The organism is Noviherbaspirillum pedocola, from assembly GCF_016632335.1.
In the GTDB taxonomy this organism is placed as follows: Bacteria; Pseudomonadota; Gammaproteobacteria; order Burkholderiales; family Burkholderiaceae_D; genus Noviherbaspirillum_A; species Noviherbaspirillum_A pedocola.
Map to the genome: position 1 here is coordinate 1 of NZ_JAEPBG010000036.1, position 25,574 is coordinate 25,574.

Consider the following 25,574-nt stretch of genomic DNA (forward strand, 5'->3'; position numbering starts at 1 on the left):
ACGCAGGTCAGCATCACTTCCAGCGGATAGTGCAGTCGCTTGAGCACTTTGCTTAAGGCCTCGTTCATCGGCAGTCGTCCCGATCAAATCGCCGACTTTACCAGATGCGCCTTATTGCAACGGAACCACCTGCAGCGCCTGGCAGATTGGCTCGACCCCAAGGCCATCCCGATGGGCGTCGATGAAGGCCTTCACGATTTGAAGCGGCGGTCGCGCTCCGCTTAGGCGAAAAAAGCGCTGGCAAGTCGCAGAATCTCGTTTGCCTTGCGCAACTCTCGTACCTCCCGCTCCAGTTCCTTGCCCCGTTGCTGCTCGACCGTCGTAGCTCCCGGACGCTGGCCAGTATCACGCTCGTGCTGACGTACCCAGCGCCGCAGCGTCTCTGCCGTGCAGCCGTTCTTGCCAGCGATGGAGATGATCGCTGCCCACTGTGATTCGTACTGGTCTTTGCTCTCGAAGACCATCCGCACTGCGCGCTCGATGACCTCGGGTGAGTATTTGATTGCTTGCTTCTTCATAGCCCCATTCTCTCAAATGTTGGGGCCTCCTCGCCGGGGCGATTCACTTCTTCGAGTGGCCCAAGCGTCACAATTTGGAGGGCGCCAAGGCGTCGTACTTTCGCGCTAAATGTAAACGCGGCGTCACTAATGCGAATCTTGCGGCGCACTTTTTCGACTAGTGTGCCAAGTCCTGACTCGTTAAGCGCAAAGGCGATTTGCTGCTCGATATAGCGAAATTTCTTTGCGGCACATTTTTCTTCGCATTTCTGCAAAAGTCTTACTTGCTCTCCTAAGTCCAGTTATCCAATTTCCCGGTGCCGGTCAAAAGATCCGCATGGAAGCTTGCGCCTGCTTTGCTTTGATGCGGGCTTCGTATTCCCATATGCATCAACAATTATTGCGATCTTTCTTATTGACTTCAAAAAAAAGACGGCTAATATACGCATACCAAGCGCTTGGTATGCAAATCGTAAACCCGCCAACGCTCAACCATGACAGGAACCAGAGAAATGGCGCATCAACAAACAGTAAAAATTTATCCCGCAAAATCCGAAATTGACCTAGAGCAACTAATCCAGGAGGACCGGGTCCACGGAAGCCTTTATACGAATGATGAACTGTTTGAGCAGGAGATGCGCCAGATCTTCTACGGTGGATGGGTGTTCGTCGGCCACGATTCCGAAATTCCGAGCGCGGGCGATTACCAGCGCCGCACCATCGGCCGCGAAGAAGTGATCATGGTGCGTCAGAAGAACGGCTCGATCGCGGTGTTATCCAACCGTTGCGCCCATCGCGGCAATCTCATGTGCATCAACAAGAGCGGCAAGGCGAAGTATCTGACCTGTACCTATCACGGCTGGGTCTATGGTCTGGACGGCAAGCTGCTCGACGTGCCCTATCCCGGCGGCTTCCCCAAGACAAAGGACGGCATCGGGCTAAAGGCCTTGCGTACCGCCGAATACCGCGGCTTCGTGTTCGCCACATTCTCCTCGACCGTCGGCTCGCTGGACGAGCACCTCGGCAAGGCCAAGGTTCTGATCGACCGTGCCTGCGACATGTCGCCGGTCGGAAAAATCAAGCTGAACGCCGGCTGGGTCAAGCAACGTTTCGGCGCGAACTGGAAAATGCTGCCCGAGAACGACACCGACGGCTACCACGTCAACTACGTGCACTCGTCCTTCGCCCGTGTCATCGATTCCCACTACAACGACGCCGCCATTGCGACCGAGGAAAGCCTCGTGTCCCAAACCAAGGACTGGGGCGACGGTCATACCGAACTGTACTTTTCGCCCTCTTACAAGAAGCATATGCAGTGGCTCGGGGTGAAGGAGAACCGCTACCCCGATTACAGCCGTCTGATGAGGGAACGCTTCGGCGCGGAAAAGGCAGACCACATCCTGCGCGAAGGTCCACCCCATGCGGCCATCTTTCCCAACCTGTTCCTGGGCGAGATGAACATCGTGATCTTCGAGCCGGTCAGCGCGCATGAATGCATCCAGTGGCATACACCGATGCTGCTCGAAGGGGTGCCGGACGAGGTGAACCAGCGTATCCTGCGTCAGTCCGAAGCCGCGCTCGGACCTTCCGCCTTCCTCCTCGCCGACGACAGCATCATCTCCGAGCGCCAGCAGCTCGCCATGCGCGACAGAGCCGATTGGCTCGACGTATCCCGCGGCCTGAACCGCGACTATATCGATGAGAACGGCGTGATCACCGGCCATGTTACCGACGAATGCACCAACCGCGGGTTCTGGCGGCATTACAAAAAAGTGATGATGGCTCCAGCGCCGGAAGCCGAAGCTGCGGCCAACGCCGGCTGTGAATCGGCCGGCGCCTGCGCAACCTAGGATCGGATCCACGACGCCGCGACAACACCGATGGCTGCCGCAACTGCGGCGCGCCGTCAGCCCGCCGGGCGATCAATGAACCCGGAAAATGATGGAGACAGCATTAAATGATGAGCCACACAGAAGAATTGAATGAACCCCGAACCACTGCGTCCGTCTCCCAGGAGGAATACAGCGCAATTCGCGAATTTCTCTATCGTGAAGCCTGCCTGGCCGATGAATCGCGCTACGAGGAATGGGAGTCGCTGGTCGACGACGACATGGTCTACTGGGTGCCCCGCGGCGAGGGTGACTACGACATGAACCAGCATCTGTCGATCACTGCCGACAACCGCTCCCGTCTGCGCACCCGGATCGCACAGCTTGTCACCGGCGAGCGCCATGCCCAATTGCCGCCATCGAAAATGCGCCGCGTGGTAGCCAACATCGAAGTCGAAAAAGACGCCACCACCGGCGAATACCGCGTGTTTTCTAACTTTGTGCTCTACGAGCTACGCTTAGCGTCAACACGCACGCTGGAAGTCTGGCCGGGACGCGTGGAACATCGCCTTCGCTGGAAGAACAATGAACTCAAGATGTTTTTCAAGAAAGTGATGCTGGTGCACGGCGACGAGGCCATTCCGAGCCTCGCCTTCATTATCTGAGCGTAGCCCAACTTCCGCCGACCTCAGGCCACCACATGAAGAGAAAACCCATCGCGGCAATCTCCGGTCTCGGCTTCAGCGAGCTGTCTCGCAAGCCGGTCGGCACCACCAGGGAACTGGCAGCCGCAGCCGTCGAGGCGGCGATTGCCGACGCCGGGCTGGAAAAAGCCGATATCGATGGCCTGCTGATCAACCGCAGTCCAGTAGCCGACGCCGAGGAATTGCCTCTGCGCCTGCAAAACGATTTGCAACTGCGGGGCCTCGGCTTGCTTGCTGCAATCGATTCAGAGGGTTCGTCCGCGGTGCAGATGATCCAGTATGCGGCAATGGCGATCAAGCAGGGCCTGGCCACCAGTGTCGCCTGCGTGTTCTCCGACACCCCCGTCAAAGCCAAAGGTGGAGGGGATACCTTCGCCATCGCCATGCCCCTGACCGGCATCGAAGGATGGGAGCGCGAACAGGGCTTTCTCGGCGCCGCCGCTGCCTATGCGCTGGCTGCGCAGCGTCACATGGCGCTGTACGGCACGACATCCGAGGATTTCGGCGCTTATGCAATCAGCTGCCGCGCATGGGCCGCCCGCAATCCGCAAGCATTTCTGAAAAAGCCGTTGACCATGGACGAATACCTTGCATCGCCCATGGTCGTATCTCCGTTCCGCGTACTGGACTGTGCATTTCCGGTCAATGGTGCAATCGCAGTCATCGTGACCAGTGCCGAGCGGGCCGCCGACCGGAGACAGCCGCCGGTTTATGTGCACGGCATGGGGCAGGGCCATCGCGGTCGCAGTGGACTCGCCGACGATGAGCCCGAGGTGAATACCGGTGCGCCGCAGGCCGCACAGCGTGCCTATCGCAGCGCCGGTGTGACCGCACGCGATGTGACGGCATGTCAGATTTACGACGCCTTTTCCTATGTAGGAATTCTGGCCCTCGAAGAATACGGCTTATGCAAGCGAGGCGAGGGCGCCGCTTTCGTCGCCGCGGGCCACACTGCGCCGGGCGGCGCATTGCCGGTCAACACCGGCGGCGGACATTTGTCGGGTTTCTATCTGCAGGGCGTCACGCCAATATCTGAGGGCGTGATTCAGGTGCGCGGCGCGGGCGGCGAACGGCAGGTGCCGCGCAACGACCTGGTGCTCGTGACCGGCTCCGGCGGCTGCCTCGACTACCATGCCTGCCTGCTGCTCAGCCCGCACACCTCATTAAGCTGAGATCGCCATGCATACCTTCTACGACCAATACGACCAGGAATTCCTGTCCTTTATCGCGCGCCGGGAGCTGCGGATTCCGCGCGATGTGAAGACCGGAAAGGCACTCGGCCTGCATGGGCGCGGATGGCGGATTGCGCGCGAGCAGACGGTCGAATGGGTGCCGGCGTCAGGCGAAGGAACGGTGGCTTCTTACGTCGTGTTCCATCGCCAGTACGCAGAAAGATGCCCGGTTCCCTATACAGTAGTCTTAGTAGAATTGCCCGAGGGGCCCCGGCTGCTGGCACGTCTGATCAATGCCGGGCCCGACTGCGCCGCCACAGGAATGAAAGTCACTGCCTGCTTCGACGAGAGCGGATTGGCATTTCAACCGTCCGGCCCATAACGACGCAAAGCAGAAAAAACGCGCAAACAAATACCAGGCCAAAAATTAGGAGACAAACATGCTGTATCTGCGCCAGATGGTGAAGCGGTGCGCCCGCAACTATCCCACCAAGACCGCATACTTCTGCGGCGACCGGTCCGCAACCTGGCAACAGATGGATGAGCGGTCGGACCGCTTCGCCGTCGCGTTGCAACGGATGGGACATAAAAAGGGTACCGCAATCGCCATCCTCACTCAGGAGACCATCGAAGTCTACGAGCACTTCTTCGCCTGCATGAAAATTGGCGCGATTCGAGTCGGCATCAATACCCAATATGCCTGGCCGGAGATACGCCATGTCCTGAAAGACAGCAAGACCAAAGTGCTGATGGTCGATGCAAGATGCAGGCATATCGCCGACGAGCATCGCGCCGAAATCGAGGAGCTCGGCATCGCACTGATCGGCTACAACGGTGCGCATGACTACCCGCACGACTACGAAACACTGCTGCGCGAAGCCAAGGGCGAGCCGCAATGGCCAGAGCTGGCCCCGGACGATGTGCTGTACTACAGCTATACCTCTGGCACCACCGGCGTGCCCAAGGGCGTGATGCTCACCCAGCAAGGCGGCGCGGATACCGTCATCCATTCGCTGATCTCGTTCGGTTTCAGCCCGGACGACACCTGGTATATGCCGGCGGCGTCGGCATGGGTAGTCATCATCATGAATTGCTTCAACCTGGGCAATGCGATGACCGTAGTGATCCCCGACGGCTCCTTCAAGGTCGATACCTTTTTGCGGGACGTGGAAAAGCGCCGCGTGACGGTGGCGCTGCTGGTGCCGACCATGATCCACCGGGCGATCGCAGAACAGCAGGCCCGCAACCACGACCTGTCGTCCTTGCGTCTCCTGATGTACGGTTCTTCGCCGGCCACCCCCAAGCTGATCCGCGATGCGCGCGAGGCATTCAAGGTCGAGATGCTGCAAACCTATGCATTGACGGAATCGACCGGTGGCTGGGTCACTTACCTGACCGAGGAAGACCACAAGCGCGCGCTGGAATCGGAGCCCGGATTGCTGAAGTCGGTCGGCCGGGTCGGTATCCACTTCGATTGCGAGATCCGCGATGAGGAAGGCAAGCCGCTGCCGCCGAACACCAAGGGCGAAATCTGGCTGCGCGGCCGTACCCTCATGAAAGGCTACCTCAACCTGCCAAAGGAAACGGGAGACGCGTTCAAGGACGGCTGGTTGCGCACCAACGACATTGGCATGATGGATGAGCGCGGTTATGTATACCTGCTGGATCGCCAGAAATTCATGATCATCACAGGCGCGGTCAATGTGTTTCCGACCACCGTCGAAGCGGTGCTGATCGAGCATCCGGCGATCCAGGAAATTGCCGTGGTGGGAGTGCCGCATCCCGAATGGGGCGAAGCGGTGGCGGCGGTCGTCGTGCCCAAGCCGACGCACAAGGATGTGACGGTTGCCGACATCATCGAATTCTGCGCCGGGAAGCTGAGCCGTCCGGAAACGCCGAAACACGTGGTGTTCGTCGATGAGCTGATCAAGACGGCCAACGCAAAAGTCAAGAAGGCGGAAATCAGGAAATGGCTGTCTACCGAGAAGGGCCTGGTGCCATGGAATACGGAGATCGAATGAGTTCCCAGCATGGCGCGCAGGCCTTGTCGCAAGCCTGGCCGGATATCGACGCGGAGGAGCTGGCCGCACGTTGCATCGCGCGACTGCGCCAGGGCGACCGCGTGTCGAAAGGACTCGACATTTCAATCGATGTCGGCGCTCCGGGACGCGTTTCATTGTCGATGGCGGTCACCGAAAGCATGGTGAACGCGTATGAAATCTGCCATGGCGGCTACATTTTCACGCTGGCGGATACCGCGTTCGCATACGCCGCCAGCACGCGAAACAACGTCGCTGTCGCCTTGAATTGCCATATCGACTTCGTCCGCCCCGCCAACAAGGGCGATCGGCTGCATGCGCATGCGCAAGTGACGAACGCCGGCAAGACAACCGGCGTCGTCATGGTCAAGGTGGTCGACCAGCAGGACCGTCAGATCGCCGAACTGCACGGGCGCTACTACAACATGGGGCGGGCCGTGCTGGACGGCGCGAAAGAAACAGCCGGAGGAATGAGTGCCGAATCAAGATGAATTGACGTTTCTGGTGAATGCCAATGACGTCAAACCCGATTGCGGAACGCGGGTCGATCTTCCCGACCATCCGCCGCTTGCGGTCTTTCGTCTCGGTGACGAGATTTTCGTAACCGACGACACCTGCACCCATGGCGCGGCGTCGCTGTCGGAAGGCGACATTTGCGACGGGCAGGTGGAATGCCCGTTCCACAGCGGCGCTTTCGATATCCGTACCGGCGAGGCGACCGCGCTGCCATGCATCAAGCCGCTTCGGGTATACCCGATCACCATCGAAAACGGACGCGTCTATGCGCGGCTCGATGCAGACGGCAGCGACGCCGGTCAGGCCGCTTGCGCCCAAATACCGTCGGCCGCGCGATGAGCCGACCAAAAAATAGCATTGCCGGCGTTACAGAGAAATTTTGCAGTTCGATGTAACACACTAAAAGGGGAGTTGAGTGAGACTGATGATCAAAAAAGCCAAGGGCCTGTGGGCAGCCGTTCTGCCCATTCTGGTTGCCGTTCCGATGCTGATAAGCGGAGAGGCCGCTGCGCAAGCCAAGCCGCCGCTCAAGATCGGCGCCTTTCTGTCCGCGACCGGGGCCGCCTCTTATCTCGGTTCCGGTGAAATGAAGACGCTTGCGTTGTACGTCGACATGCTGAATATGGCGGGCGGCATCGACGGCCGGAAAATCGAACTCTTTGCCTACGATGACGAAACCGATGCCGCGCGCGCCAATACGCTGGTCAAGCGCATGATCAGCAATGATCAGGTGCATGCCATCATCGGCGGTTCCACGACCGGCACGACGATGTCCGCCGTGCCGCTAGTGGAGAAGGCTGGCATTCCGATGCTGTCGCTGGCCGGCGGCTCAGTGATCGTCGAGCCGGTCAAGAAAACCGTGTTCAAGATGAACCATACCGACGCAGTGGCAGTCAGCAAGGTATTCAACCATATGCGCGCGCAGGGCATCACGAATATCGGCATCATCGCCGGCACCGACGCTTTCGGCCGCGCGGCGCTGACCGCGTCGCAAAAGGTTGCACCGCAAAAAGGCATCAAGATCCTGCGCGAAGAATCATTCAATCCGAAGGACACCGACATGACGGCGCAACTGACCAAGCTGCGCCAGGAATCCGGCATCCAGGCCATCCTGAACCTAGGCTTCGGCGAGCCCGCGGTGATGGTGGCGCGCAGCTACCGCCAGCTGGGGATAGAGCTGCCGCACTACGGCACGCACGCGCTCGCGTCCGACACTTTCCTGAAACTCGCCGGTCCGGCCGCCGAAGGCATGATCATGACCAACGGGGCGATCCTGGTGGCGGACCAGCTGGCGCAGAACGATCCGCAGCGCCCGGTGGTGCAGGGCTATGTGAAGGCGTACAAGGACAAGTACGACGAGGCGCCTTCGTTCTTCGGCGGCAATGCTTATGACGCGCTGATGCTGATCAAGAACGCGGTGCAAAAGAGCGGCAGCATCGATCCGCAGAAAATCCGTGACGGCATCGAGAAGAATGACCCTTTCATTGGCGTGACCGGTAAATTCCGCATGTCGGAAACCGACCATGTCGGCCTTACCGAGGATTCGCTGAAGGTGGTGCGCGTCAAGGACGGAAAATGGCTGTTGATCCAGTAATGCATTGACAGGGGAAGGAGGCCGGCAGCCGGGCAGTTCCGGGCATGGCCTCCGTCACGCCCCGTTCACGCCGCCACCGGTAGCTGCTGGCATTTTCAATCAAGGCAGGAAGTCAAGGAAGCTCAATCATGGATAGTGCACTCGTCCAGTTCCTCTCCTCGGGTGTCACCGAAGGCGCGCGCTACGCGCTCGCGGCGCTCGGATTCACGCTGATCTATAACGCCAGCGGCGCCATCAATTTCGCGCAGGGCGAGTCCATCATGCTGGGAGGCATGATGACGGCAGTGCTGATCGCGCTCGGCATGCCATACGGTCTGGCGATTGCCGCAGCGCTGGCGATCGCATTGCTCGCCGGCCTGGCCCTGCAAAAGCTGGCGACGCGCACACTGGCCAATTCGGGCGTGCTTACCGTCATCATCCTGACGGTTGCTTTCGGCATGATTCTGCGCGGTTTCGTACAGGCATTCTGGGGCACGCAGACGCGATCGCTGCCCGCGTTCACCGGCGCCGATCCGATCAAATTTTTCGGTGGTACGATCCTGCCGCAGACCTTGTGGGTGATCGGCGTCACCGCCATCGTCCTGATGGCTCTGGGCTGGTTCTTCCGTTACAGCCGCCTCGGGCGCGCCTTTCTGCTCGCTGCCTTCAACGCCGATACGGCGCAACTGATGGGCATCAATGTGCGTTTCATTCTGTTGCTCGCCTTCGGGCTCGCCGCGTTGCTCGGCGCGGTCGCCGGCGTCGTGACCGGACCCATTACTTACACCTCGTATGACGCCGGCATGATGGTCGGCCTCAAGGCGATCATCGCCGCGATCGTCGGCGGCATGGGCAGCGCTCCGGGCGCCGTGGTTGGCGGCCTGGTGCTGGGCTTGGCCGAGGCGCTGACGGCCGGCTATATCTCTTCCGAGTACAAGGACGCCGTGCCTTTCCTTATCGTCGTGCTGGTATTCCTCGTCCGGCCCAACGGCTTCTTCGGCCGTCCTCATCTGGAGCGAGTCTAAGCAATGAATAACCTCAAATTGAAAGTGAAGCAGGGGCAGGTTCTCGCGGCTTCGCCAGCGCGACCGGTAGTGGCGGCACTCAGACGGACAGGCAATCCGGGCATGATCGCCCTGGCCGCATTTGCCGCCCTGGCCGCGCTGGTTCCGCTGCTGGTAACGAACCCGTTCCTGATCGCGATCGGCAACCTGGTTCTGATCAATGCCGTTGTAGCGATATCGCTCACGCTGCTGCTCGGGACCACCGGCCAGCTCAGCCTCGGGCATGCAGCTTTTTACGCGCTGGGGGCCTTTGTATCGGCCAACCTGTCCGGCCATCTCGGATGGCCGGTGTATCTGACCGTGCCGATCGCGGTGGTCAGTGTGAGCCTTTTCGGCTGGGGCATCGCTCGGCTGTTCCTGCGCTTGAGCGGCTATTACCTGGCCGTCGCCACGCTGGGCATCGGCCTGCTGCTGGGCATCGTGCTGCGCAATGAACTGAAGCTCAGCGGCGGCCCAGACGGCATGCCGGTCGCGCCGCTGGAGGTATTCGGCAAGGCGCTGTCAGAACAGGCCTGGTACTGGACCTTCCTCGCCCTGCTGGTACTGGTGATCGTCGCGGCAAACAACCTGCTGCGGTCGCCGGCGGGACGCGCATTGCGCTCGCTGCATGACGCGGAAATCGCAGCGAAGACATCCGGTGTCGATACCCAGGCCTACAAGATCAAGGTATTCGTATTTTCCTGCGGCCTGGTCGGGCTGATGGGCGCGTTATATGGGCACTATTCCGCCTTTATCACACCGGCGTCGGCATCCTTCGTGCGCTCGGTCGAGTACGTGATGATGGTCGTCATCGGCGGTATCGGATCGGTCCCCGGCGCGGTCATCGGCGCGGGGATCGTGACGCTGCTGCCGAACGTGCTGGCAGGCATGGAGCATTACGAAATACTGCTGATCGGCTGCATATTGCTGGTCACCATCCTGTTCATGCCCAAGGGCCTGGTCCCGACTCTGCAAAAGCTTGCCAATCGAATCAGCAACAAGGAGCGGCCATGATCCTCGTCTCTGAACACAAGGCGGCCGAACAGCGCAGCGGCGCGGATATCGTACGGGTCGAGAAGCTGAGCAAGAGTTTCGGCGGGCCGAATGTCCTGAACGATATTTCCTTCACGCTGGAACGCGGCCGGGTGCATTCCATTATCGGTCCCAATGGCGCAGGCAAGACGACGCTGCTCAACGTGCTGACCGGCCTGTACAGGCCGACCATGGGACGCGTGCTGGTGCAGGGCGGCGATATCGGCGCGCTGGCCCCGTACCAGCTGGCCGCGCTTGGAGTCAGCCGTACCTTCCAGAACCTGAAAGTGTGTTTCAACATGACGGTCGAAGAAAACGTTCTGCTCGGCCGCCACCTGCAACTGAACAGCGGCTTCTGGGCCGGCATCCTGCGCTTGCCTTCATTGCAGAAGAGCGAGAAGGCGGCGCGGGCGCAGGCGCGCGAGTTGCTCGAATTTGTCGGCGTGAAAGTTGACGCGACGACGCGGCCGGATGCCTTGTCCTATGGCGCGCTCAAGCGCCTGGAGATCGCGCGCGCACTCGCATGCAATCCGCAATTGATCCTGCTTGACGAGCCGGCCGCCGGTCTCAATCCGCAGGAGACGCTCGAGATCAAAGGGCTGATCGAACAGCTAGCGGAGCAATCCATCACCGTGGTGCTGGTCGAGCACGACATGAAGCTGGTGATGGGCGTGTCGGACAACATCGTGGTCATCAACTACGGACAGAAAATCGCAGAGGGCTCCCCGGATGCGGTTTTCAGGAACCCGGAAGTGATTGCCGCCTATCTCGGCGCGCGCGGCCAGGAAGAAACGGCTGGAGTCACACCATGACAAAGGTAATCGAAATGAACCGAGCCGAGCGCAGCCGTGAATCCAGCCAGCCTCTGATGAGCCTGCGCGAGGTAGATGCCTTTTACGGCGGCATCCAGTGCCTGCACCAAGTCACGATGGAAATCATGCCGGGCAGCCTCGTGGCGCTGGTCGGCAGCAATGGCGCTGGCAAGACCACGCTGCTAAAGACCATTTCGGGTTTGCAGGCGAACCATGGCGGAACCATCGGTTTCAATGGCCGTGACCTGCAGGGCATTCCCGCATATCAGCGCGTGAAGATGGGGATCGCGCATTGCCCGGAAGGACGCCAGATCTTTACTGAATTCAGCGTCGAGGAAAACATCCGTACCGGCGGTTACCTGCAACCGAAAGCCACGGTCGAGGAAGACCTGGAAAGGATGTATGCGCTGTTTCCCATCCTTAAGAACAAGCAGGCCGAGTTGGCCGGACTGCTGTCGGGCGGGCAGCAGCAAATGCTGGCGATCGCCCGCGCGCTGATGAGCCGCCCGCGTGTTCTGCTGCTGGATGAACCGTCGATGGGCTTGGCGCCCCTAATGGTCCAGGAAGTGTTTTCCATCATCGCCCGGCTGCGGCAGGAAGGCGTCACGATCCTGCTGGTGGAACAGAATGCATACGAAGCCTTGCCGCTGGCCGACTGGGCGTATGTGATGGAAACCGGGCGCATAGTTTTAGGCGGCAAGGGCAGCGAGCTGATGCACAACGAACAAGTGCGTGAAGCTTATCTCGGGATGTAGCGGCGGATGCCGGGCGCAAATTCAATGAGTGTGGAGAGGCGGTCATGAGTGAGGGAATCGGAGCAGTGATTGTCGGTGCCGGGCTTGCCGGTGTGACGGCTGCAATCGGATTGCGGCGGCGCGGCTTCGACCGCCCGATCACTCTGGTCAACGAAGAACATGAATTTCCCTATGATCGGCCGCCGTTGTCGAAAGAGGTGTTATCGGGAGACCGCTCGCCGCAGGACATTCTGCTGCACCCGGCGACAACGTATGGCGAACACGGGATCTCGCTGCTGTCGGGAACACGGGTGCGCGCTATCGACCGCGAGCGCCGCGTGCTGATGCTTGAAGGCGGCAAGGCGCTCGGTTACGAACACTTGGTCCTTGCGACCGGCGCGCGCCCGCGCTGCCTGAAGCTGCGCCGGGCCGAAGCGAGCTCTTCCGACCGATTGTTTTATCTGCGCAATATGCGTGACGCCAACGGGTTGCGCCCGCATCTCGCGCGCGACAAGCACTTGCTGGTGATTGGCGCCGGCTTTATCGGCCTCGAGGTCGCCGCATGCGCGCGCCGGCTCGGCTGCCGCGTCACGGTGCTGGAAGCAGGACAGCGCGTGCTGGAGCGCGCCGCGCCACCGGAAGTGTCCCGATTCGTGCAAGACGTTCATCGGGAAAACGGCGTTGACTTCGTATTCGGCGCGCAAGTGATCGACATTTCGGAAGATGACCACGCGATCGCAGTGCATCTGGCAGACGATGAGACACGTACGGGGGACGTGGTGCTGGCTGGTATTGGCGCACTGCCCAACGACGATCTGGCGCGGGACGCCGGCCTGCCGTGCGATAACGGCATTGTGGTCGATCAGCAATGCCGTACCGCCGACCCGCATGTGTTCGCGGTGGGCGACGTGGCCAAGGCGTTCAATCCATTCCTGGCTTGCCATCTGCGCCTGGAACACTGGGAAAGCGCCCTCCAGACCGGCGAAGTGGCGGCTGCCGCGATTTGCGGCGAGGCGACGGTCAATGACGGCCTGCCCTGGGTATGGAGCGATCAGTACAGTCTCAATATTCAGTTTCTCGGATGGTCGGAACCGCATGCGGAAAAGGTGGTGCGCGGCGAACCCGGCAAGGGAAGCTGGAGCCTGATCCAGGTGCTGGACGGGCGTGTCATCGGTGCGGTGCTGGTCAACGCGGGACGCGAACGCCGTCCGATCGAGCGCCTGATCAAGAACCGTACCGCGGTCGACGCCGCGCAGCTGGCGGACACCGGGATCGCATTGAAGCAATTGGCTGTCTAGCCAAGAACTACGTCGAGAGCACAGCCATGAACAGCATCCAGCCAGCCGCCCAGCAAACCGGTGTGCCGCACGGCAGCATGCCGCAGACACCCGCCGGCGTACACCCGGTGCGCATCCTGCAGACCGGCGAAACCTATCTGTGCAGCAGCCTGGAAACCCTGCTGCAAGGCATGGCGCGCATCGGCAGAAAGGGGATCCCGGCCGGCTGCCTGAATGGCGGCTGCGGCGTGTGCAAGGTCGCCATCCGCAGCGGCAGCGTCTGCCGGACCGGGGCCATGAGCCGCGCCCACATTTCCGAGCAGGAAGAAGCACAAGGCGTGGTGCTCGCCTGCCGGGTGGCGCCGACCGGCGCGGTGGAGGTGGACGTGGTCGGCAAGATGCAAAAGAGTGTATGCCGTAGCCCGTGGGAAAAGATTGTCAGGTGAAGCAGGCGCGCCCGGTTTGAGCGACAAGGCCGGGGGCGTACAGAGCGGTTGCAATTGTCGTTATAAGTCAACAGGAGACGCGACATGGGTGTAATGAGAATAGGCCACATCAGTATCAAGGTGATGGACATGGATGCGGCGGTGCGGCACTACGAAAACGTCATTGGCATGAAAACCACGCACAAAGATGCCAAAGGCAATGTCTATTTGAAGTGTTGGGACGAGTGGGACAAATACTCGCTGGTCCTGACGCCGTCGGACCAGACGGGTATGAACCATGTCGCCTACAAGGTCGAGAAGGAAGCCGACCTGGATGTGCTGAAACAACGGATCGAGGCTTACGGCATCAAAACTGAAATACTGGAAGCCGAGAGCCTGCCCTTTGTCGGCCGCATGCTGCGGTTTGCGCTGCCCAGCGGTCACGACATGTGCTTGTATGCCAAGAAGGAATGTGTCGGCACCGATGTTGGCTCGACCAACCCGGATCCGTGGCCGGATGACGTGCGCGGCGCCGGCGCGCACTGGCTTGATCACTGCCTGTTGATGTGCGAGCTGAATCCGGAGAAAGGCATCAACAAGGTTGCCGAAAACACCAAGTTCTTCATGGAAGTGCTGGATTTCTTCCAGACCGAGCAAATCGTCGTCGGTCCAGGCGGGGCGATCCAGCTGGCCTCGTTCCTGTCGCGCTCGAGCAAGCCGCACGACATTGCCTTCGTGGGCGGCGAGCGCCCGGGGCTGCACCACCTGTCGTTCTTCCTCGATTCCTGGCACGACATCCTTAAAGCCGGTGACATCATGGCCAAGAACAAGGTGCGGATCGACGTCTCCCCCACCCGGCACGGCATCACGCGCGGCGAGACCATCTATTTCTTCGACCCGTCGGGCAACCGCAATGAAACCTTTGCCGGGCTGGGCTACCAGGCGCAGCCTGATAAGCCGGTGATCACCTGGACCGAGGACCAGGCCGCGCGCGGCATCTTCTACCACACCGGCGTGCTCGCGGAAACCTTCACCACCGTCTATACCTGACCGGCACCCGGCCGAACAGGCTTTACCCTCCCGCCAGCGGCGCAGCGCCCGGCGGCCACGGACTCATCCCTGTTGCCAGGGATGGGGCGGGAGGGCGCGTCCGCCGCTTGGGGCTGCAGATAACAGGCGGCGCTCGGCCACCCGGCGAAAGTGCGGGCTTGGCGAGAATCTCCAGGAGAGTGGGCATGAATCAAGAAACCGGTCAGCCGCGGCTGACCTGGCAAACGGCGCACCAGGCGGTGGAAGCCGCGGTGCGCAAGGCGCTGGAGCTGGGCGTGAAGATCAACGTCTCGGTGCTCGACGCCGGCGGCAACCTGCTGGCCTTCCTGCGCATGAGCGGTGCGCCGCTGCATTCGATTGAAATCAGCCAGGACAAGGCGTACACCGCCGTCAGTTTCGGCCTGGCGACCAGCCAATGGACCGACGCGCTGAAGACGCGTTCGGAAGCGGTCAGACAGGGCTTGCCGATGCGTCCTCGGTTCGTGATGTTCGGCGGCCGGCTGCCCATCTGGCTGGAAGGCGAACTGATCGGCGGCATTGGCGTGTCCGGCGCGTTGGAGCAGCAGGACGAGCAATGCGCTCTGGCCGGCCTGTAGGCAATCGGCTTTGGACAAGAAATTTAAGGACAGCTCAAGTGAAAGAAATCCTCAATTTTATCGACGGCGATTATGTCATCGGCAGCGCCTGGTTTGACAAGCGTGCGCCGTATAACGGTCAGGTGATTGCCCGGGTGGCCGAGGCGGACAAGGCGCTGGTTGATACTGCGGTGCAGGCCGCCCGCAATGCCTTGCATGGACCGTGGGGCAAACTTCCACTGGCCGACCGGGTCGACTTGCTGTATGCGGTGGCCAATGAAATCGATCGTCGCTTTGAGGATTTCGTCGAGGCGGAAATGACCGATATCGGCCAGCCGGCGCATTTTATCCGGCATGTCGACGTGCCGCGCGGCGCCGCCAATTTCAAGATATTCGCCGATGTCATCAAGAATGTGCCGAACGAGTTCTTTGAAATGACAACGCCCGACGGCCTCGGCGCATTGAATTATGCGCTGCGCCGGCCAGTCGGCGTGGTCGCGGTGATCTGCCCGTGGAACCTGCCGTTCCTGCTGATGACCTGGAAACTCGGGCCAGCCATGGCCTGCGGCAACACGGTTGTGGTCAAACCGTCGGAAGAAACGCCGCAGGCAGCGGCCTTGCTGGGGGAAGTGATGAACCGGGTGGGCGTACCAAAAGGCGTATTCAATGTCGTGCACGGGTTCGGCCCCCAGGCGACCGGCGAATTCCTAACTACCCATCCCGACATCAGTGCCATCACCTTTACCGGGGAAACCCGTACGGGCGCCGCGATCATGCAGGCCGCCGCCGTGGGCGCCCGCCCGGTGTCGCTCGAAATGGGCGGCAAGAATGCGGCGATCGTATTTGCCGATTGCGATCTGGACGCCGCGATCGAAGGCACGCTGCGTTCGGCGTTTGCCAACTGCGGCCAAGTCTGCCTCGGGACCGAGCGCGTGTATGTCGAGCGGCCAATTTTCGATGAATTCGTCAGTCGCCTCAAGCGCGGCGCCGAAGCGAAAAAACCCGGTTTGCCAGACGACCCGGAAAGCGGCATGGGACCGCTGATTTCGCAAGAGCATCGCAACAAGGTGCTGTCATATTACAAAAAAGCGGTGGAAGAAGGGGCAACGGTGGTCACCGGCGGCGGCATTCCGGAAATGCCGGACGCGCTCAAAGGCGGCTCCTGGGTGCAGCCGACGATCTGGACCGGCCTGCCGGATAGCGCCACGGTCATGCGCGAAGAGATTTTCGGCCCCTGCTGCCATATCTCGCCGTTCGACAGCGAGGAAGAAGTGATCCGCCGCGCCAATGACAATCCGTACGGGCTCTCCTCTGCGATCTGGACCACCAACCTGCAGCGGGCGCATCGCGTCTCCGGCGCCATCGAAGCCGGCATCGTTTGGGTTAATTCCTGGTTCCTGCGCGACCTGCGCACGCCGTTCGGCGGCGCCAAGCAATCGGGTATCGGCCGCGAAGGCGGAGTGCATTCGCTGGAGTTCTATACCGAGCTGAAAAACGTCTGCATCAAACTCTGAACATGGAACACGACACTGGAACCCTCATGGAAACCAATCTCATTACCCGCCTCGGCGACGAACTGTACCAGGCGCTGACCACGCGCACCGTGGTCGATCCCCTCAGCGCTCGTCATCCCGACATTACGATCGATGACGCCTATCACATCCAGCAGCGCATGATCGAGCGCCGCGTGCAGGCCGGCGAACGCGTCATCGGCAAGAAGATCGGCGTCACCTCGCGCGCCGTCATGAACATGCTCGGCGTCTATCGTCCCGACTTCGGCTACATGCTCGACGGCATGACCTACAACGAAGGGCAGTCGATCGACATGGCAACGCTGATCCAGCCCAGGGCCGAGGGCGAGATCGCGTTCATTCTGAAGCGCGACCTGTTCGGGCCAGGCGTCACCAATGCCGAGGTGCTGGCGGCGACCGAATGCGTGATGCCCTGCTTCGAGATCGTCGATTCGCGCATCCGCGACTGGAAGATCCGGATCCAGGACACGGTCGCCGACAACGCCTCCTGCGGCGTATTCGTGCTGGGCGACCAGGCTGTCGATCCCCGCAGGATCGACCTTTCCCTTTGCGGCATGGTCCTGGAAAAAAACGGCGAAATCGTCGCTACCGGCGCCGGCGCTGCCGCGCTCGGTTCTCCGGTCAATGCCGTGACTTGGCTCGCCAACACCATGGGCGCGCTCGGCATCCCGCTCAAGGCGGGCGAAGTCATTCTCTCCGGCGCGCTGGCGGCGATGTTCCCGGCCGCGGCAGGCGACAGTTTTAGAGTCAGCATCGGCGGCCTCGGCAGCTGCTCCGTGCGCTTCCACTGATCCATCGACATCACTTATCTACAGGAGCAATTCGCATGAAGAAAATCAAGTGCGCACTGATCGGCCCCGGCAATATCGGTACCGACCTGCTGGCCAAACTGCGGCGCAGCCCGGTGCTGGAACCCGTCTGGATGGTCGGTATCGATCCGAACTCGGATGGCCTGCTGCGCGCCCGCGAGATGGGAATCAAGACCACCGCGGACGGCGTAGACGGTTTGCTGCCTCACGTGCTGGCAGACGAAGTGCAGATCGCCTTCGACGCCACCAGCGCCTACGTCCATGCCGAGAACTCGCGCAAGCTGAATGCCCTTGGCGTCATGATGATCGACCTGACCCCGGCGGCCATCGGCCCGTTCTGTGTGCCGCCGGTGAATCTGAAGGAACTGGTCGGCAAGAAGGAATTGAATGTCAACATGGTCACCTGCGGCGGCCAGGCGACCATACCCATGGTCGCTGCGATCTCCCGCGTGCAGGCGGTTGCCTATGGCGAAATCATTGCCACCGCTTCCTCGCGCTCGGCCGGCCCCGGCACCCGCAAGAACATCGACGAGTTCACTCGCACCACCGCCGCCGCGATCCGCAAAGTCGGCGGCGCTGCAAAGAGCAAGGCCATCATCGTGCTCAACCCGGCCGAGCCGCCGATCATCATGCGCGATACGGTGCACTGCCTGACCGAATCGGCTCCGGACCAGGAAAAGATCACGGCATCAGTCCACGCGATGATCGCGGAGGTCCAGAAGTACGTGCCCGGTTACAAGTTGGTGAATGGCCCGGTGTTCGACGGCAACCGGGTTTCGCTATTCCTCGAAGTCGAAGGCCTGGGCGACTACCTGCCCAAATACGCCGGCAATCTCGACATCATGACGGCTGCGGCCGCCCGCACCGCCGAGATGTTTGCCGAGGAGCTGATCAATGGCACGCTGACGCTGTCCCGCGCCGCTGCCTGAGCACAAGGAGAATACACATGAACCTCAAGGGCAAAAAAATCATCCTGCATGACAACACGCTGCGGGACGGCATGCATCCGAAGCGGCACCAGATCACGATCGAGCAGATGATCGCTGTAGCCAAGGGGCTGGACGACGCCGGCATGCCGCTGCTGGAAATCACTCATGGCGACGGCCTGGGCGGCGCCTCGGTCAACTACGGTTTCCCGCGCCACAGCGATATCGACTACCTGAAGGCGGTGATCCCGCTGCTCAGGCATGCGAAGGTATCAGCCTTGCTGGTGCCCGGCATCGGCACCGTGGACGACCTGAAGGAAGCCCACGACTGCGGATTGCACACGGTGCGCATCGCCACCCACTGCACCGAGGCCGATGTATCGGAACAGCACATCAAGGGAGCCCGCAAGATGGGGCTGGACACGGTCGGCTTCCTGATGATGGCGCACATGGCCAGCCCGGAAAAGCTGGTAGAGCAAGCGCTCCTGATGGAGTCCTACGGCGCCGAGTGCGTCTATGTCACCGACTCCGCCGGCCACCTGCTGCCGGAAGGGGTCACCGCAAGGGTTGCCGCTGTCCGCGCAGCCTTGAAGCCGGAGACCCAGGTCGGGTTCCACGGCCATCACAACCTGGCCATGGGCGTCGCCAATTCCCTGGCGGCGATCGAAGCCGGCGCTATCCGCATCGACGGCTCGACCAACGGCCTTGGGGCCGGCGCCGGCAACACGCCGCTCGAGGTCTTCGTCGCAGTTTGCAACCGGATGGGCATAGAGACCGGCGTCGACCTCTACCAGATCATGGACGTGGCCGAAGACTTGGTGCTGCCGATGATGGACCACATGGTGCGGGTCGACCGTGATGCGCTGACGCTCGGCTATGCCGGCGTCTATTCGACCTTCCTGCTGTTTGCCAAGCGCGCCGCGGCCAAGTACAAGGTGCCGGCGCGCGATATTCTGGTCGAACTGGGCCGACGCGGCATGGTCGCCGGCCAGGAAGACATGATCGAGGACACGGCCCTGACGCTGGCGCGCGAGCGGGGGGTGGCAGCATGAGCCTCGACCAATCCACCATCGACAACCTCGCGGCGCACCTCGAAACCTGCGAGCTCGAGGCACGCGACACCGCCAAGATCACCGATGAATATCCGGAGATGGACTGGGACGACGCCTATGCGATCCAGGACCGGATCCGGCAGCGCAAGCTTGCCCGCGGCGAGCGCATCGTCGGCTTCAAGGCTGGCCTGACCTCGCATGCCAAGATGAAGCAAATGGGCGTCGCGACCCCGTGCTTCGGCTTCCTGGCCGATTCTTTCGCGCTCCCCGAGGGCGGCGAATGCAAGGTCTCGGAACTGATCCATCCGAAAGTCGAGCCGGAAATCGCCTTCGTCACCAGGACGGCGCTGCAGGGCCCCGGCTGCCATATCGGCACCGTGCTGGCGGCAATCGACTTCGTCATGCCGGGCATTGAAGTGATCGATTCGCGCTACCGCGATTTCAAATTCGACTTGAAGAGCGTGGTCGCCGACAACACGTCGGCCGTGCGGTTTGTCGTCGGCGGCCGCCCGCTGCCGGTGGCGGAAGTGGATCTGCGCACTGTCGGCATCGTACTGGAAAAGAATGGCCAGCCGGTATTGTTTGGTGCCGGCGCCGCGGTGCTCGGGCACCCGGCGGCGGCAATCGCGATGCTGGCCAACCATCTCGGCGCCCGCGGCGAACACATTCCGGCCGGCTCGTTGATCCTGTCCGGCGGCATTACCGAAGCTGTCGCGGTACAAGCCGGCGATGCCATTACCCTGCGCGTGCAGGGCATGGGCAGTGTCGGCCTGCGTTTCGTTTAATTTACCCTCCAAAGGAATTCTCCATGCCATTCGCACAAATCTATATGCTCGAAGGCCGCACCGAAGCACAAAAGCGCGCAGTGATCGAAAAAGTGACCCAGGCCCTCACGGAAGCAGTGGGAGCGCCGAAGGAAAACGTCCGGGTCTGGATCCAGGATGTACCGAAGGAAAACTGGGGCATCGCCGGCGTCAGCGCCAAAGATCTGGGACGGTAGGCCTACTACCGCATCGGAAAAGCGACTTGCGGCCCACACAACACCATCACATTCAGGAACTGAACATGTCCCACAATCCGGAAATTGCGAAAACCATCATTGCCAACGGCATCCGCACCAACTATCACGACCAGGGTGAAGGCACGCCGGTGCTGCTGATCCATGGCTCCGGTCCCGGTGTCACGGCGTGGGCCAACTGGCGGCTGACGATTCCGGCGCTATCCTCGTCTTTCCGCGTGATCGCGCCGGACATGGTCGGCTTCGGTTATACCGATCGACCCGCGGGCGTGCAGTACAACATGGCCAATTGGGTCAGCCACGCGTTGGGCGTGATCGATGCGCTCGACCTTCAAAAAGTGCATGTGGTGGGTAATTCATTCGGCGGTGCGCTCGCCCTGGCACTGGCGATCCGCGCGCCGGAGCGAGTCGGCCGCCTGGTCCTGATGGGAAGCGCCGGCACATCGTTCCCGATCACCGAAGGACTTGACCGCGTCTGGGGCTACACGCCATCGATTGAAGCCATGCGCGGGCTGCTTGATGTATTCGCCTATGACCGCAATCTGGTCAATGATGAGCTGGCGCGCATGCGCTATGAAGCAAGCATCCGTCCCGGCTTCCAGGAAGCGTTCGGCAGCATGTTCCCCGCGCCGCGCCAGCGCTCGGTGGATGCGCTTGCCAGCCCGGAAGAAAAGATCCGCGCATTGCCGCACGAAGTCCTCATTGTCCATGGCAGGGAAGATAAGGTGATTCCGCTGGCGAGTTCTTATAAATTGTTCGAGCTGATTCCCAAGTCGCAGCTGCATGTGTTCGGCCGCTGCGGCCACTGGACCCAGATCGAGCATGCCGCGCGCTTCAACCGCATGGTCGGCGATTTCTTTTCGGAAGCCGCATCCTTATAAAGGATACGTTGCTTAACTGCTCTGGTGTCATTGGAAAAAATAAAGTACTACAATAGGTGGTTTTTCGCAATGGATGGATATGTTGGGCGGTACCGGTTCAACAGTCCGGCAGGCGTATACCGATAGGAGTTAACCAATTGACACAGAGAAGTGGGCGCAGAATGTCGCGGGCGGCGTCGATGACCGGGGAAGGACGCGAACGCGAGGCCCCGGCGCGTTACTGGGAGTTAATTAAGGCTGCGGGCAAGTTGTTCCAGGAAAAAGGTTATCACGCAGCAAGCGTGCGGGATATTGCAGATACTCTCGGCATGACTTCGGGCAGCGTTTTTTATCATTTCGCTACCAAGGAAGATATTCTCGTTGCGGTACTCGAGAATGGAATGACGGAAGGCCTGGAAATAGTGCGGAAAAAGCTAGAGGACGCCAAAGGAGGGCGCGAGCGGCTGCATGCGCTAATACTCGGCCACCTGGAAGCATTGCATTCCGAACACAATTACGCGCACCAGGTGTGGCTGCGGGAACGGCAACAGGTCTCGCCGGACAAGCGCGGGCCGCTGGAAGCGCTGCGCCGCGCATATAGGGATAGCTGGCTCGATGTCCTTGAGCAAGTCAAGAGCGAGGGGTTAATTTTATCCGATACCGCGCTGTTCCGAAGGCTCGCAGTCGGCGCGCTGAACTGGACCGTCCAGTGGGTCCGGCAGCCGACGCAACAGGAGCTGGAGGACCTCGCGGACCAATTCACCAAGGCGCTCCTGAATGAGCCGCAGGCGAAGGGCCGGCCGGCATCCGGCCGCAACGATTCTGAAGGCGCCGAGAGAGTCGGCGGCGCGGCACGATAGCCCGCGCGGGATGTACCGCTAACCATTGCGTGCGGAAGCGATGTCATTCACGGCGCGACCTTGGCATGTTTTGCATGTAATCGGACCATGAGAGCGCCTTTGGCCGCCGCTCTGGATCACTATCTGCCAGCGCAACAACTTGCAGCGCATGAAGGGAGTCAAACATGGCGGGTCCCCTGCAGGGATTGAAGGTGTTGGAAGTCGCGGGCATCGGTCCAGGGCCATTTTGCGCAATGATGCTTGCCGATATGGGGGCGGATATATTGCGCATTGACCGGCACGATAGCGTCGGCAAGGACCGCGACGGCAGCGATTTCATGAAGAGCGGGCGCAAGAGCATCCTCAACCGCGGGCGCCGCTCGGTCGCACTCGACTTGAAGTCGCCGGCAGGCGTCGACGCCTTCATGCAGCTGGTCGAGTCGGCGGACACACTGATCGAAGGCTTCCGTCCCGGTGTGATGGAGCGTCTTGGTCTTGGCCCCGATGCCTGCCATGCGCGCAATCCCCGGCTGGTATATGGCCGCATTACCGGATGGGGCCAATACGGGCCACTCAGCCAGGCGGCGGGACACGATATCAACTACATCTCGATTACGGGCGCCCTTCACGTGATCGGCCGTGCCGAAGGCGGGCCGGTCGCTCCGCCGGCAATGATCGGCGATCTCGGTGGCGGCGCGATGATGCTCGCCTTCGGCATCGTCAGCGCCTTGCTCGAGGCGCAGCGGTCCGGGCGCGGCCAGGTAGTGGACGCCGCGATCACCGACGGCTCGGCCTTGCTGAGCGCAATCGTGTATGAATTCAAGGGCATGGGGTTATGGGGCAACCGGCGGCAAGCCCATCTGCTGGACGGCGGCACCCACTTTTACGATACGTATGAATGCGAGGACGGCAAATGGATCTCGATCGGTGCGCTGGAACCGCAGTTCTACAAGTTGCTGCTGGATAAACTGATGATTACGGATCGAGCGTTTGCGGCGCAACTCGATCCCGCCTCATGGCCGGCCTTGAAACAGGAACTGCAGTCTATCTTTCGTCTGAAGACGCAGGCTGAATGGTGCGCGCTGCTGGAAGGGACGGATGCGTGTTTCGCGCCGGTGCTGGACCTGGACGAAGCGCCGCAGCATCCGCACAACATCGCGCGCAACACGTTTTTCGAACGCGATGGCGTGGTGCAGCCGTCGCCCGCGCCGCGCTTCAGCCGGACCGCGGCGGAAGTCGGACTGCCGTCACCCTATGCCGGGGAGCATACCGCCGAGGCGCTCGCCGACTGGGGTGTGGAAGGGCCAGGCAAATAGCGGCGTGCGGCGGGATGTGCTGACAATTCCAATTATGGTCAACATGAATTTGTCTTTCACCGTGATTGCAGCCTGGCTTCACGCAGTGGTAGACCAGATGGAGATCTTGGGCATTGAGCGGACCAAGCTAGTGGGTGAATCTCAGGGGCTTGCGGCATTGTCACGTTAAGGTCTGAAGCTGATAGAGTTGAGCAATGAAATATCAAAGCCGCTTTATCATCGCCATCGTTTCCCGGGCGCCGTCATCAGTTGCGCAGTGAGGTGGTATTTCCGATTCCAATTGAGCTTGAGGGATATCGAGGAACTGCTTTTCGAGCGTGGAATGGTGGTCAGCTACGAAACCGTCCGGCACTGGTGCAGCAAGTTCGGCACGCACTTCGCGCACCGAATTAAACAGGCACGGCCAGACCCCGGCACGACCTGGCATTTGGACGAAGTATTCGTCACCATTGGTAGTGAGCCTTATCTGCTGTGGCGAGCCGTCGATCAGCATGGCGTTGAACTCGACATCCTGCTGCAGAAAAGGCGCGACAAAAATGCGGCGAAACGCTTCTTCCGACACCTGCTTGCCCAATACCCGAACGGCCCACGCAAGATCATCACTGACCAGCTACGCAGCTATCCGGCAGCGAAATCCGAGATCCCCGAACTAGCCGGCGTCCAGCATGTCTTCGTCAAAGCGGCAGCCCGGGTCAACAACCGCGCAGAGAATAGCCACCAGCCGACTCGGGAACGCGAACGTCGAATGAAAGGCTTTCGCTCCCTTCAACGGACGCAGACATTTTTATCGTGCTTCGGGCCGATTCGCCAGCATTTCTCTATCAATCGTCATCGTCTCGGCGCGGTGCGATACCGCACTCAACTCGCCAAACGTTTCGCGTCATGGCATCGATTTACAGTGCTCACCCAAAATCCGTCGACTGCCTTCTGATCAACCGCTGTACCTGCTCTCAGTTCAACGTTACTTCGATAACCTGAGCTCGGATAAGGAAGGTTGCAGGCAGGTCAAAGGAAAGCGCCTCACAGCTTCGTACGATTGGGTTTGCGAACCAGTCAACCGATACGCAGCAGGAGGCGCCTGATGGACAGCTTAACGGAGCTGTTTTGCCTGATCGATGACTTTTGCCAAACGTTCGAGCCGGAATGGGAGCGGCACCTGTTGGCAGATGGGCTGAAGAAGCGGCGGCGTGCAGCTTCGCTGAGCCTATCGGAACTGATGACGCTGGCCGTGCTGTTCCACCAGCTGCGCTACCGGCACTTCAAGAGCTTTTATCTTTCCTACGCGGTGCGCTTTCTGCGCGCCGATTTTCCCGGGCTGCCCAGTTACCACCGCTGTCTGGAACTCATGCCGCGGTGTGTGGTGCCGTTGAGCGCCTTGTTCGCGCAGGTTAAAGGCCGTTGCACCGGCATTACCATTGTCGATTCCAGCCCGCTTGCCGTGTGCGACAATTTGCGCATTTCCCGACATCGGGTCTTTATCAAGGTCGCCGCACGAGGCAAGAGCTCGACTGGCTGGTTTTATGGCCTAAAGCTGCATGTGGCCATCAATCACCATGGCGAGCTGCTGAGCATCAAGGTCACCCCCGGCAACGTCGATGACCGCAAGCCGGTCGCATTCCTGTGTCGCGGGCTATTTGGCAAAGTCTATGCGGATATAGGCTACGTTGCCCGCTGGCTGGTGGACTTGCTACGTGCGCGGCAGTTGGAGCTGATTACCAAAGTGCGCAAGAACATGAAACCGATCCAGCACACGCCCTTCGACCAGGCGCTACTCAAACGACGATCCCTGATTGAAACCGTCTTCGATGAGCTGAAAAATCTATGGTCACCCTCCTTTTTGCAAGGGTAGATTTTGGGTTTTGTGATTGGCTTGCCTAAATCTATACGGCGTCTGATTGGAGAGCGTTTCTCCGCGCCACGATGAAAGTCGCGCCCGGCAGTCCT

26 protein-coding genes, 2 pseudogenes and 1 other annotated feature are annotated in these 25,574 nt (G+C 60.7%); of the genes and pseudogenes, 27 read left to right on the forward strand and 1 reads right to left on the reverse strand.

The features are described from left to right. Positions 1 to 120: 120 nt before the first annotated feature. Positions 121 to 237, reverse strand: a sequence feature (AL1L pseudoknot). Continuing rightward, positions 121 to 518: pseudogene (locus JJB74_RS31005) on the reverse strand (transposase); the annotation flags it as partial. (Overlaps the previous feature by 117 nt.) A 491-nt stretch (positions 519 to 1,009) precedes the next feature. On the opposite strand from JJB74_RS31005, the gene JJB74_RS31010 reads away from it, so the two are divergent. From JJB74_RS31010 to JJB74_RS31140, 27 genes and pseudogenes are all read left to right on the forward strand, one after another. Further along, positions 1,010 to 2,347 (forward strand): aromatic ring-hydroxylating oxygenase subunit alpha, encoded by a 1,338-nt coding sequence (locus JJB74_RS31010; protein WP_200598425.1) that lies wholly within the window; start codon positions 1,010 to 1,012, stop codon positions 2,345 to 2,347. Positions 2,348 to 2,454: 107 nt separating this feature from the next. Beyond that, positions 2,455 to 2,991 carry an aromatic-ring-hydroxylating dioxygenase subunit beta gene (locus JJB74_RS31015; RefSeq protein ID WP_234485012.1) on the forward strand — a complete coding sequence of 179 codons (537 nt, stop codon included), beginning with the start codon at positions 2,455 to 2,457 and terminating at the stop codon, positions 2,989 to 2,991. Between the two features lie 35 nt (positions 2,992 to 3,026). Next, the gene (locus JJB74_RS31020; RefSeq protein WP_200598426.1) at positions 3,027 to 4,202 is read left to right on the forward strand and encodes a thiolase family protein; all 1,176 of its coding nucleotides are present in this window, start codon (positions 3,027 to 3,029) and stop codon (positions 4,200 to 4,202) included. Between the two features lie 7 nt (positions 4,203 to 4,209). Further along, complete coding sequence (locus JJB74_RS31025; RefSeq protein WP_200598427.1) at positions 4,210 to 4,584, forward strand: Zn-ribbon domain-containing OB-fold protein; 375 nt, start codon at positions 4,210 to 4,212, stop codon at positions 4,582 to 4,584. Positions 4,585 to 4,642: 58 nt separating this feature from the next. Further along, positions 4,643 to 6,223 carry a class I adenylate-forming enzyme family protein gene (locus tag JJB74_RS31030; RefSeq protein ID WP_200598428.1) on the forward strand — a complete coding sequence of 527 codons (1,581 nt, stop codon included), beginning with the start codon at positions 4,643 to 4,645 and terminating at the stop codon, positions 6,221 to 6,223. Positions 6,224 to 6,246: 23 nt separating this feature from the next. After that, positions 6,247 to 6,732, forward strand: coding sequence for a hydroxyphenylacetyl-CoA thioesterase PaaI (gene paaI, locus JJB74_RS31035; protein ID WP_200598429.1), 486 nt, complete (start codon positions 6,247 to 6,249; stop codon positions 6,730 to 6,732). Further along, positions 6,716 to 7,096: a non-heme iron oxygenase ferredoxin subunit gene (locus tag JJB74_RS31040; protein WP_200598430.1), complete on the forward strand. Its 381-nt coding sequence runs from the start codon at positions 6,716 to 6,718 to the stop codon at positions 7,094 to 7,096. The genes paaI and JJB74_RS31040 overlap by 17 nt, the downstream gene beginning before the upstream one ends. 85 nt (positions 7,097 to 7,181) lie before the next feature. Further along, a complete protein-coding gene (locus JJB74_RS31045) occupies positions 7,182 to 8,351 on the forward strand; it encodes an ABC transporter substrate-binding protein (RefSeq protein ID WP_234485014.1) in 1,170 nt (389 codons plus the stop codon). A gap of 128 nt (positions 8,352 to 8,479) precedes the next feature. Further along, complete coding sequence (locus JJB74_RS31050; protein WP_200598432.1) at positions 8,480 to 9,355, forward strand: branched-chain amino acid ABC transporter permease; 876 nt, start codon at positions 8,480 to 8,482, stop codon at positions 9,353 to 9,355. Between the two features lie 3 nt (positions 9,356 to 9,358). After that, positions 9,359 to 10,387, forward strand: coding sequence for a branched-chain amino acid ABC transporter permease (locus tag JJB74_RS31055; RefSeq protein WP_200598433.1), 1,029 nt, complete (start codon positions 9,359 to 9,361; stop codon positions 10,385 to 10,387). Further along, positions 10,384 to 11,217 carry an ABC transporter ATP-binding protein gene (locus JJB74_RS31060; protein WP_200598434.1) on the forward strand — a complete coding sequence of 278 codons (834 nt, stop codon included), beginning with the start codon at positions 10,384 to 10,386 and terminating at the stop codon, positions 11,215 to 11,217. Before JJB74_RS31055 ends, JJB74_RS31060 begins: the two co-directional genes overlap by 4 nt. A 53-nt stretch (positions 11,218 to 11,270) precedes the next feature. Then, the gene (locus tag JJB74_RS31065) at positions 11,271 to 11,972 is read left to right on the forward strand and encodes an ABC transporter ATP-binding protein (protein WP_200598450.1); all 702 of its coding nucleotides are present in this window, start codon (positions 11,271 to 11,273) and stop codon (positions 11,970 to 11,972) included. Positions 11,973 to 12,016: 44 nt separating this feature from the next. Then, on the forward strand, positions 12,017 to 13,249 hold the full coding sequence (locus JJB74_RS31070; protein ID WP_200598435.1) for an NAD(P)/FAD-dependent oxidoreductase: 1,233 nt from the start codon (positions 12,017 to 12,019) through the stop codon (positions 13,247 to 13,249). Positions 13,250 to 13,326: 77 nt separating this feature from the next. Beyond that, positions 13,327 to 13,674, forward strand: coding sequence for a 2Fe-2S iron-sulfur cluster-binding protein (locus tag JJB74_RS31075; protein WP_200598451.1), 348 nt, complete (start codon positions 13,327 to 13,329; stop codon positions 13,672 to 13,674). Between the two features lie 84 nt (positions 13,675 to 13,758). Further along, a complete protein-coding gene (locus JJB74_RS31080; RefSeq protein ID WP_200598436.1) occupies positions 13,759 to 14,703 on the forward strand; it encodes a catechol 2,3-dioxygenase in 945 nt (314 codons plus the stop codon). A 185-nt stretch (positions 14,704 to 14,888) separates the two neighbouring features. Next, on the forward strand, positions 14,889 to 15,299 hold the full coding sequence (locus tag JJB74_RS31085) for a GlcG/HbpS family heme-binding protein (RefSeq protein ID WP_200598437.1): 411 nt from the start codon (positions 14,889 to 14,891) through the stop codon (positions 15,297 to 15,299). Positions 15,300 to 15,337: 38 nt separating this feature from the next. Next, complete coding sequence (locus tag JJB74_RS31090; protein ID WP_407672448.1) at positions 15,338 to 16,792, forward strand: 2-hydroxymuconic semialdehyde dehydrogenase; 1,455 nt, start codon at positions 15,338 to 15,340, stop codon at positions 16,790 to 16,792. A gap of 26 nt (positions 16,793 to 16,818) precedes the next feature. Further along, positions 16,819 to 17,601, forward strand: coding sequence for a 2-oxopent-4-enoate hydratase (dmpE, locus tag JJB74_RS31095; protein ID WP_200598439.1), 783 nt, complete (start codon positions 16,819 to 16,821; stop codon positions 17,599 to 17,601). Positions 17,602 to 17,636: 35 nt separating this feature from the next. Beyond that, entirely contained in the window at positions 17,637 to 18,548 is a 912-nt protein-coding gene (locus tag JJB74_RS31100) for an acetaldehyde dehydrogenase (acetylating) (RefSeq protein ID WP_200598440.1), read from the forward strand. A 17-nt stretch (positions 18,549 to 18,565) separates the two neighbouring features. After that, positions 18,566 to 19,597: a 4-hydroxy-2-oxovalerate aldolase gene (gene dmpG / locus JJB74_RS31105; protein ID WP_200598441.1), complete on the forward strand. Its 1,032-nt coding sequence runs from the start codon at positions 18,566 to 18,568 to the stop codon at positions 19,595 to 19,597. Beyond that, positions 19,594 to 20,382, forward strand: coding sequence for a 2-oxo-3-hexenedioate decarboxylase (gene dmpH / locus JJB74_RS31110; RefSeq protein ID WP_200598442.1), 789 nt, complete (start codon positions 19,594 to 19,596; stop codon positions 20,380 to 20,382). Before dmpG ends, dmpH begins: the two co-directional genes overlap by 4 nt. A gap of 23 nt (positions 20,383 to 20,405) precedes the next feature. After that, positions 20,406 to 20,597 carry a 2-hydroxymuconate tautomerase gene (locus JJB74_RS31115; protein ID WP_200598443.1) on the forward strand — a complete coding sequence of 64 codons (192 nt, stop codon included), beginning with the start codon at positions 20,406 to 20,408 and terminating at the stop codon, positions 20,595 to 20,597. Between the two features lie 65 nt (positions 20,598 to 20,662). Continuing rightward, on the forward strand, positions 20,663 to 21,496 hold the full coding sequence (locus JJB74_RS31120; protein WP_200598444.1) for an alpha/beta fold hydrolase: 834 nt from the start codon (positions 20,663 to 20,665) through the stop codon (positions 21,494 to 21,496). A 179-nt stretch (positions 21,497 to 21,675) separates the two neighbouring features. Next, positions 21,676 to 22,335 (forward strand): TetR/AcrR family transcriptional regulator, encoded by a 660-nt coding sequence (locus JJB74_RS31125; protein WP_200598445.1) that lies wholly within the window; start codon positions 21,676 to 21,678, stop codon positions 22,333 to 22,335. Between the two features lie 164 nt (positions 22,336 to 22,499). Further along, positions 22,500 to 23,630 carry a CaiB/BaiF CoA transferase family protein gene (locus tag JJB74_RS31130; protein WP_200598446.1) on the forward strand — a complete coding sequence of 377 codons (1,131 nt, stop codon included), beginning with the start codon at positions 22,500 to 22,502 and terminating at the stop codon, positions 23,628 to 23,630. Between the two features lie 199 nt (positions 23,631 to 23,829). Next, positions 23,830 to 24,561, forward strand: a complete 732-nt coding sequence (locus JJB74_RS31135) for an IS6 family transposase (protein ID WP_407672449.1) — start codon at positions 23,830 to 23,832, stop codon at positions 24,559 to 24,561. A 150-nt stretch (positions 24,562 to 24,711) separates the two neighbouring features. Further along, a pseudogene (locus tag JJB74_RS31140) lies at positions 24,712 to 25,452 on the forward strand (IS982 family transposase); the annotation flags it as partial. Positions 25,453 to 25,574: the final 122 nt, after the last annotated feature.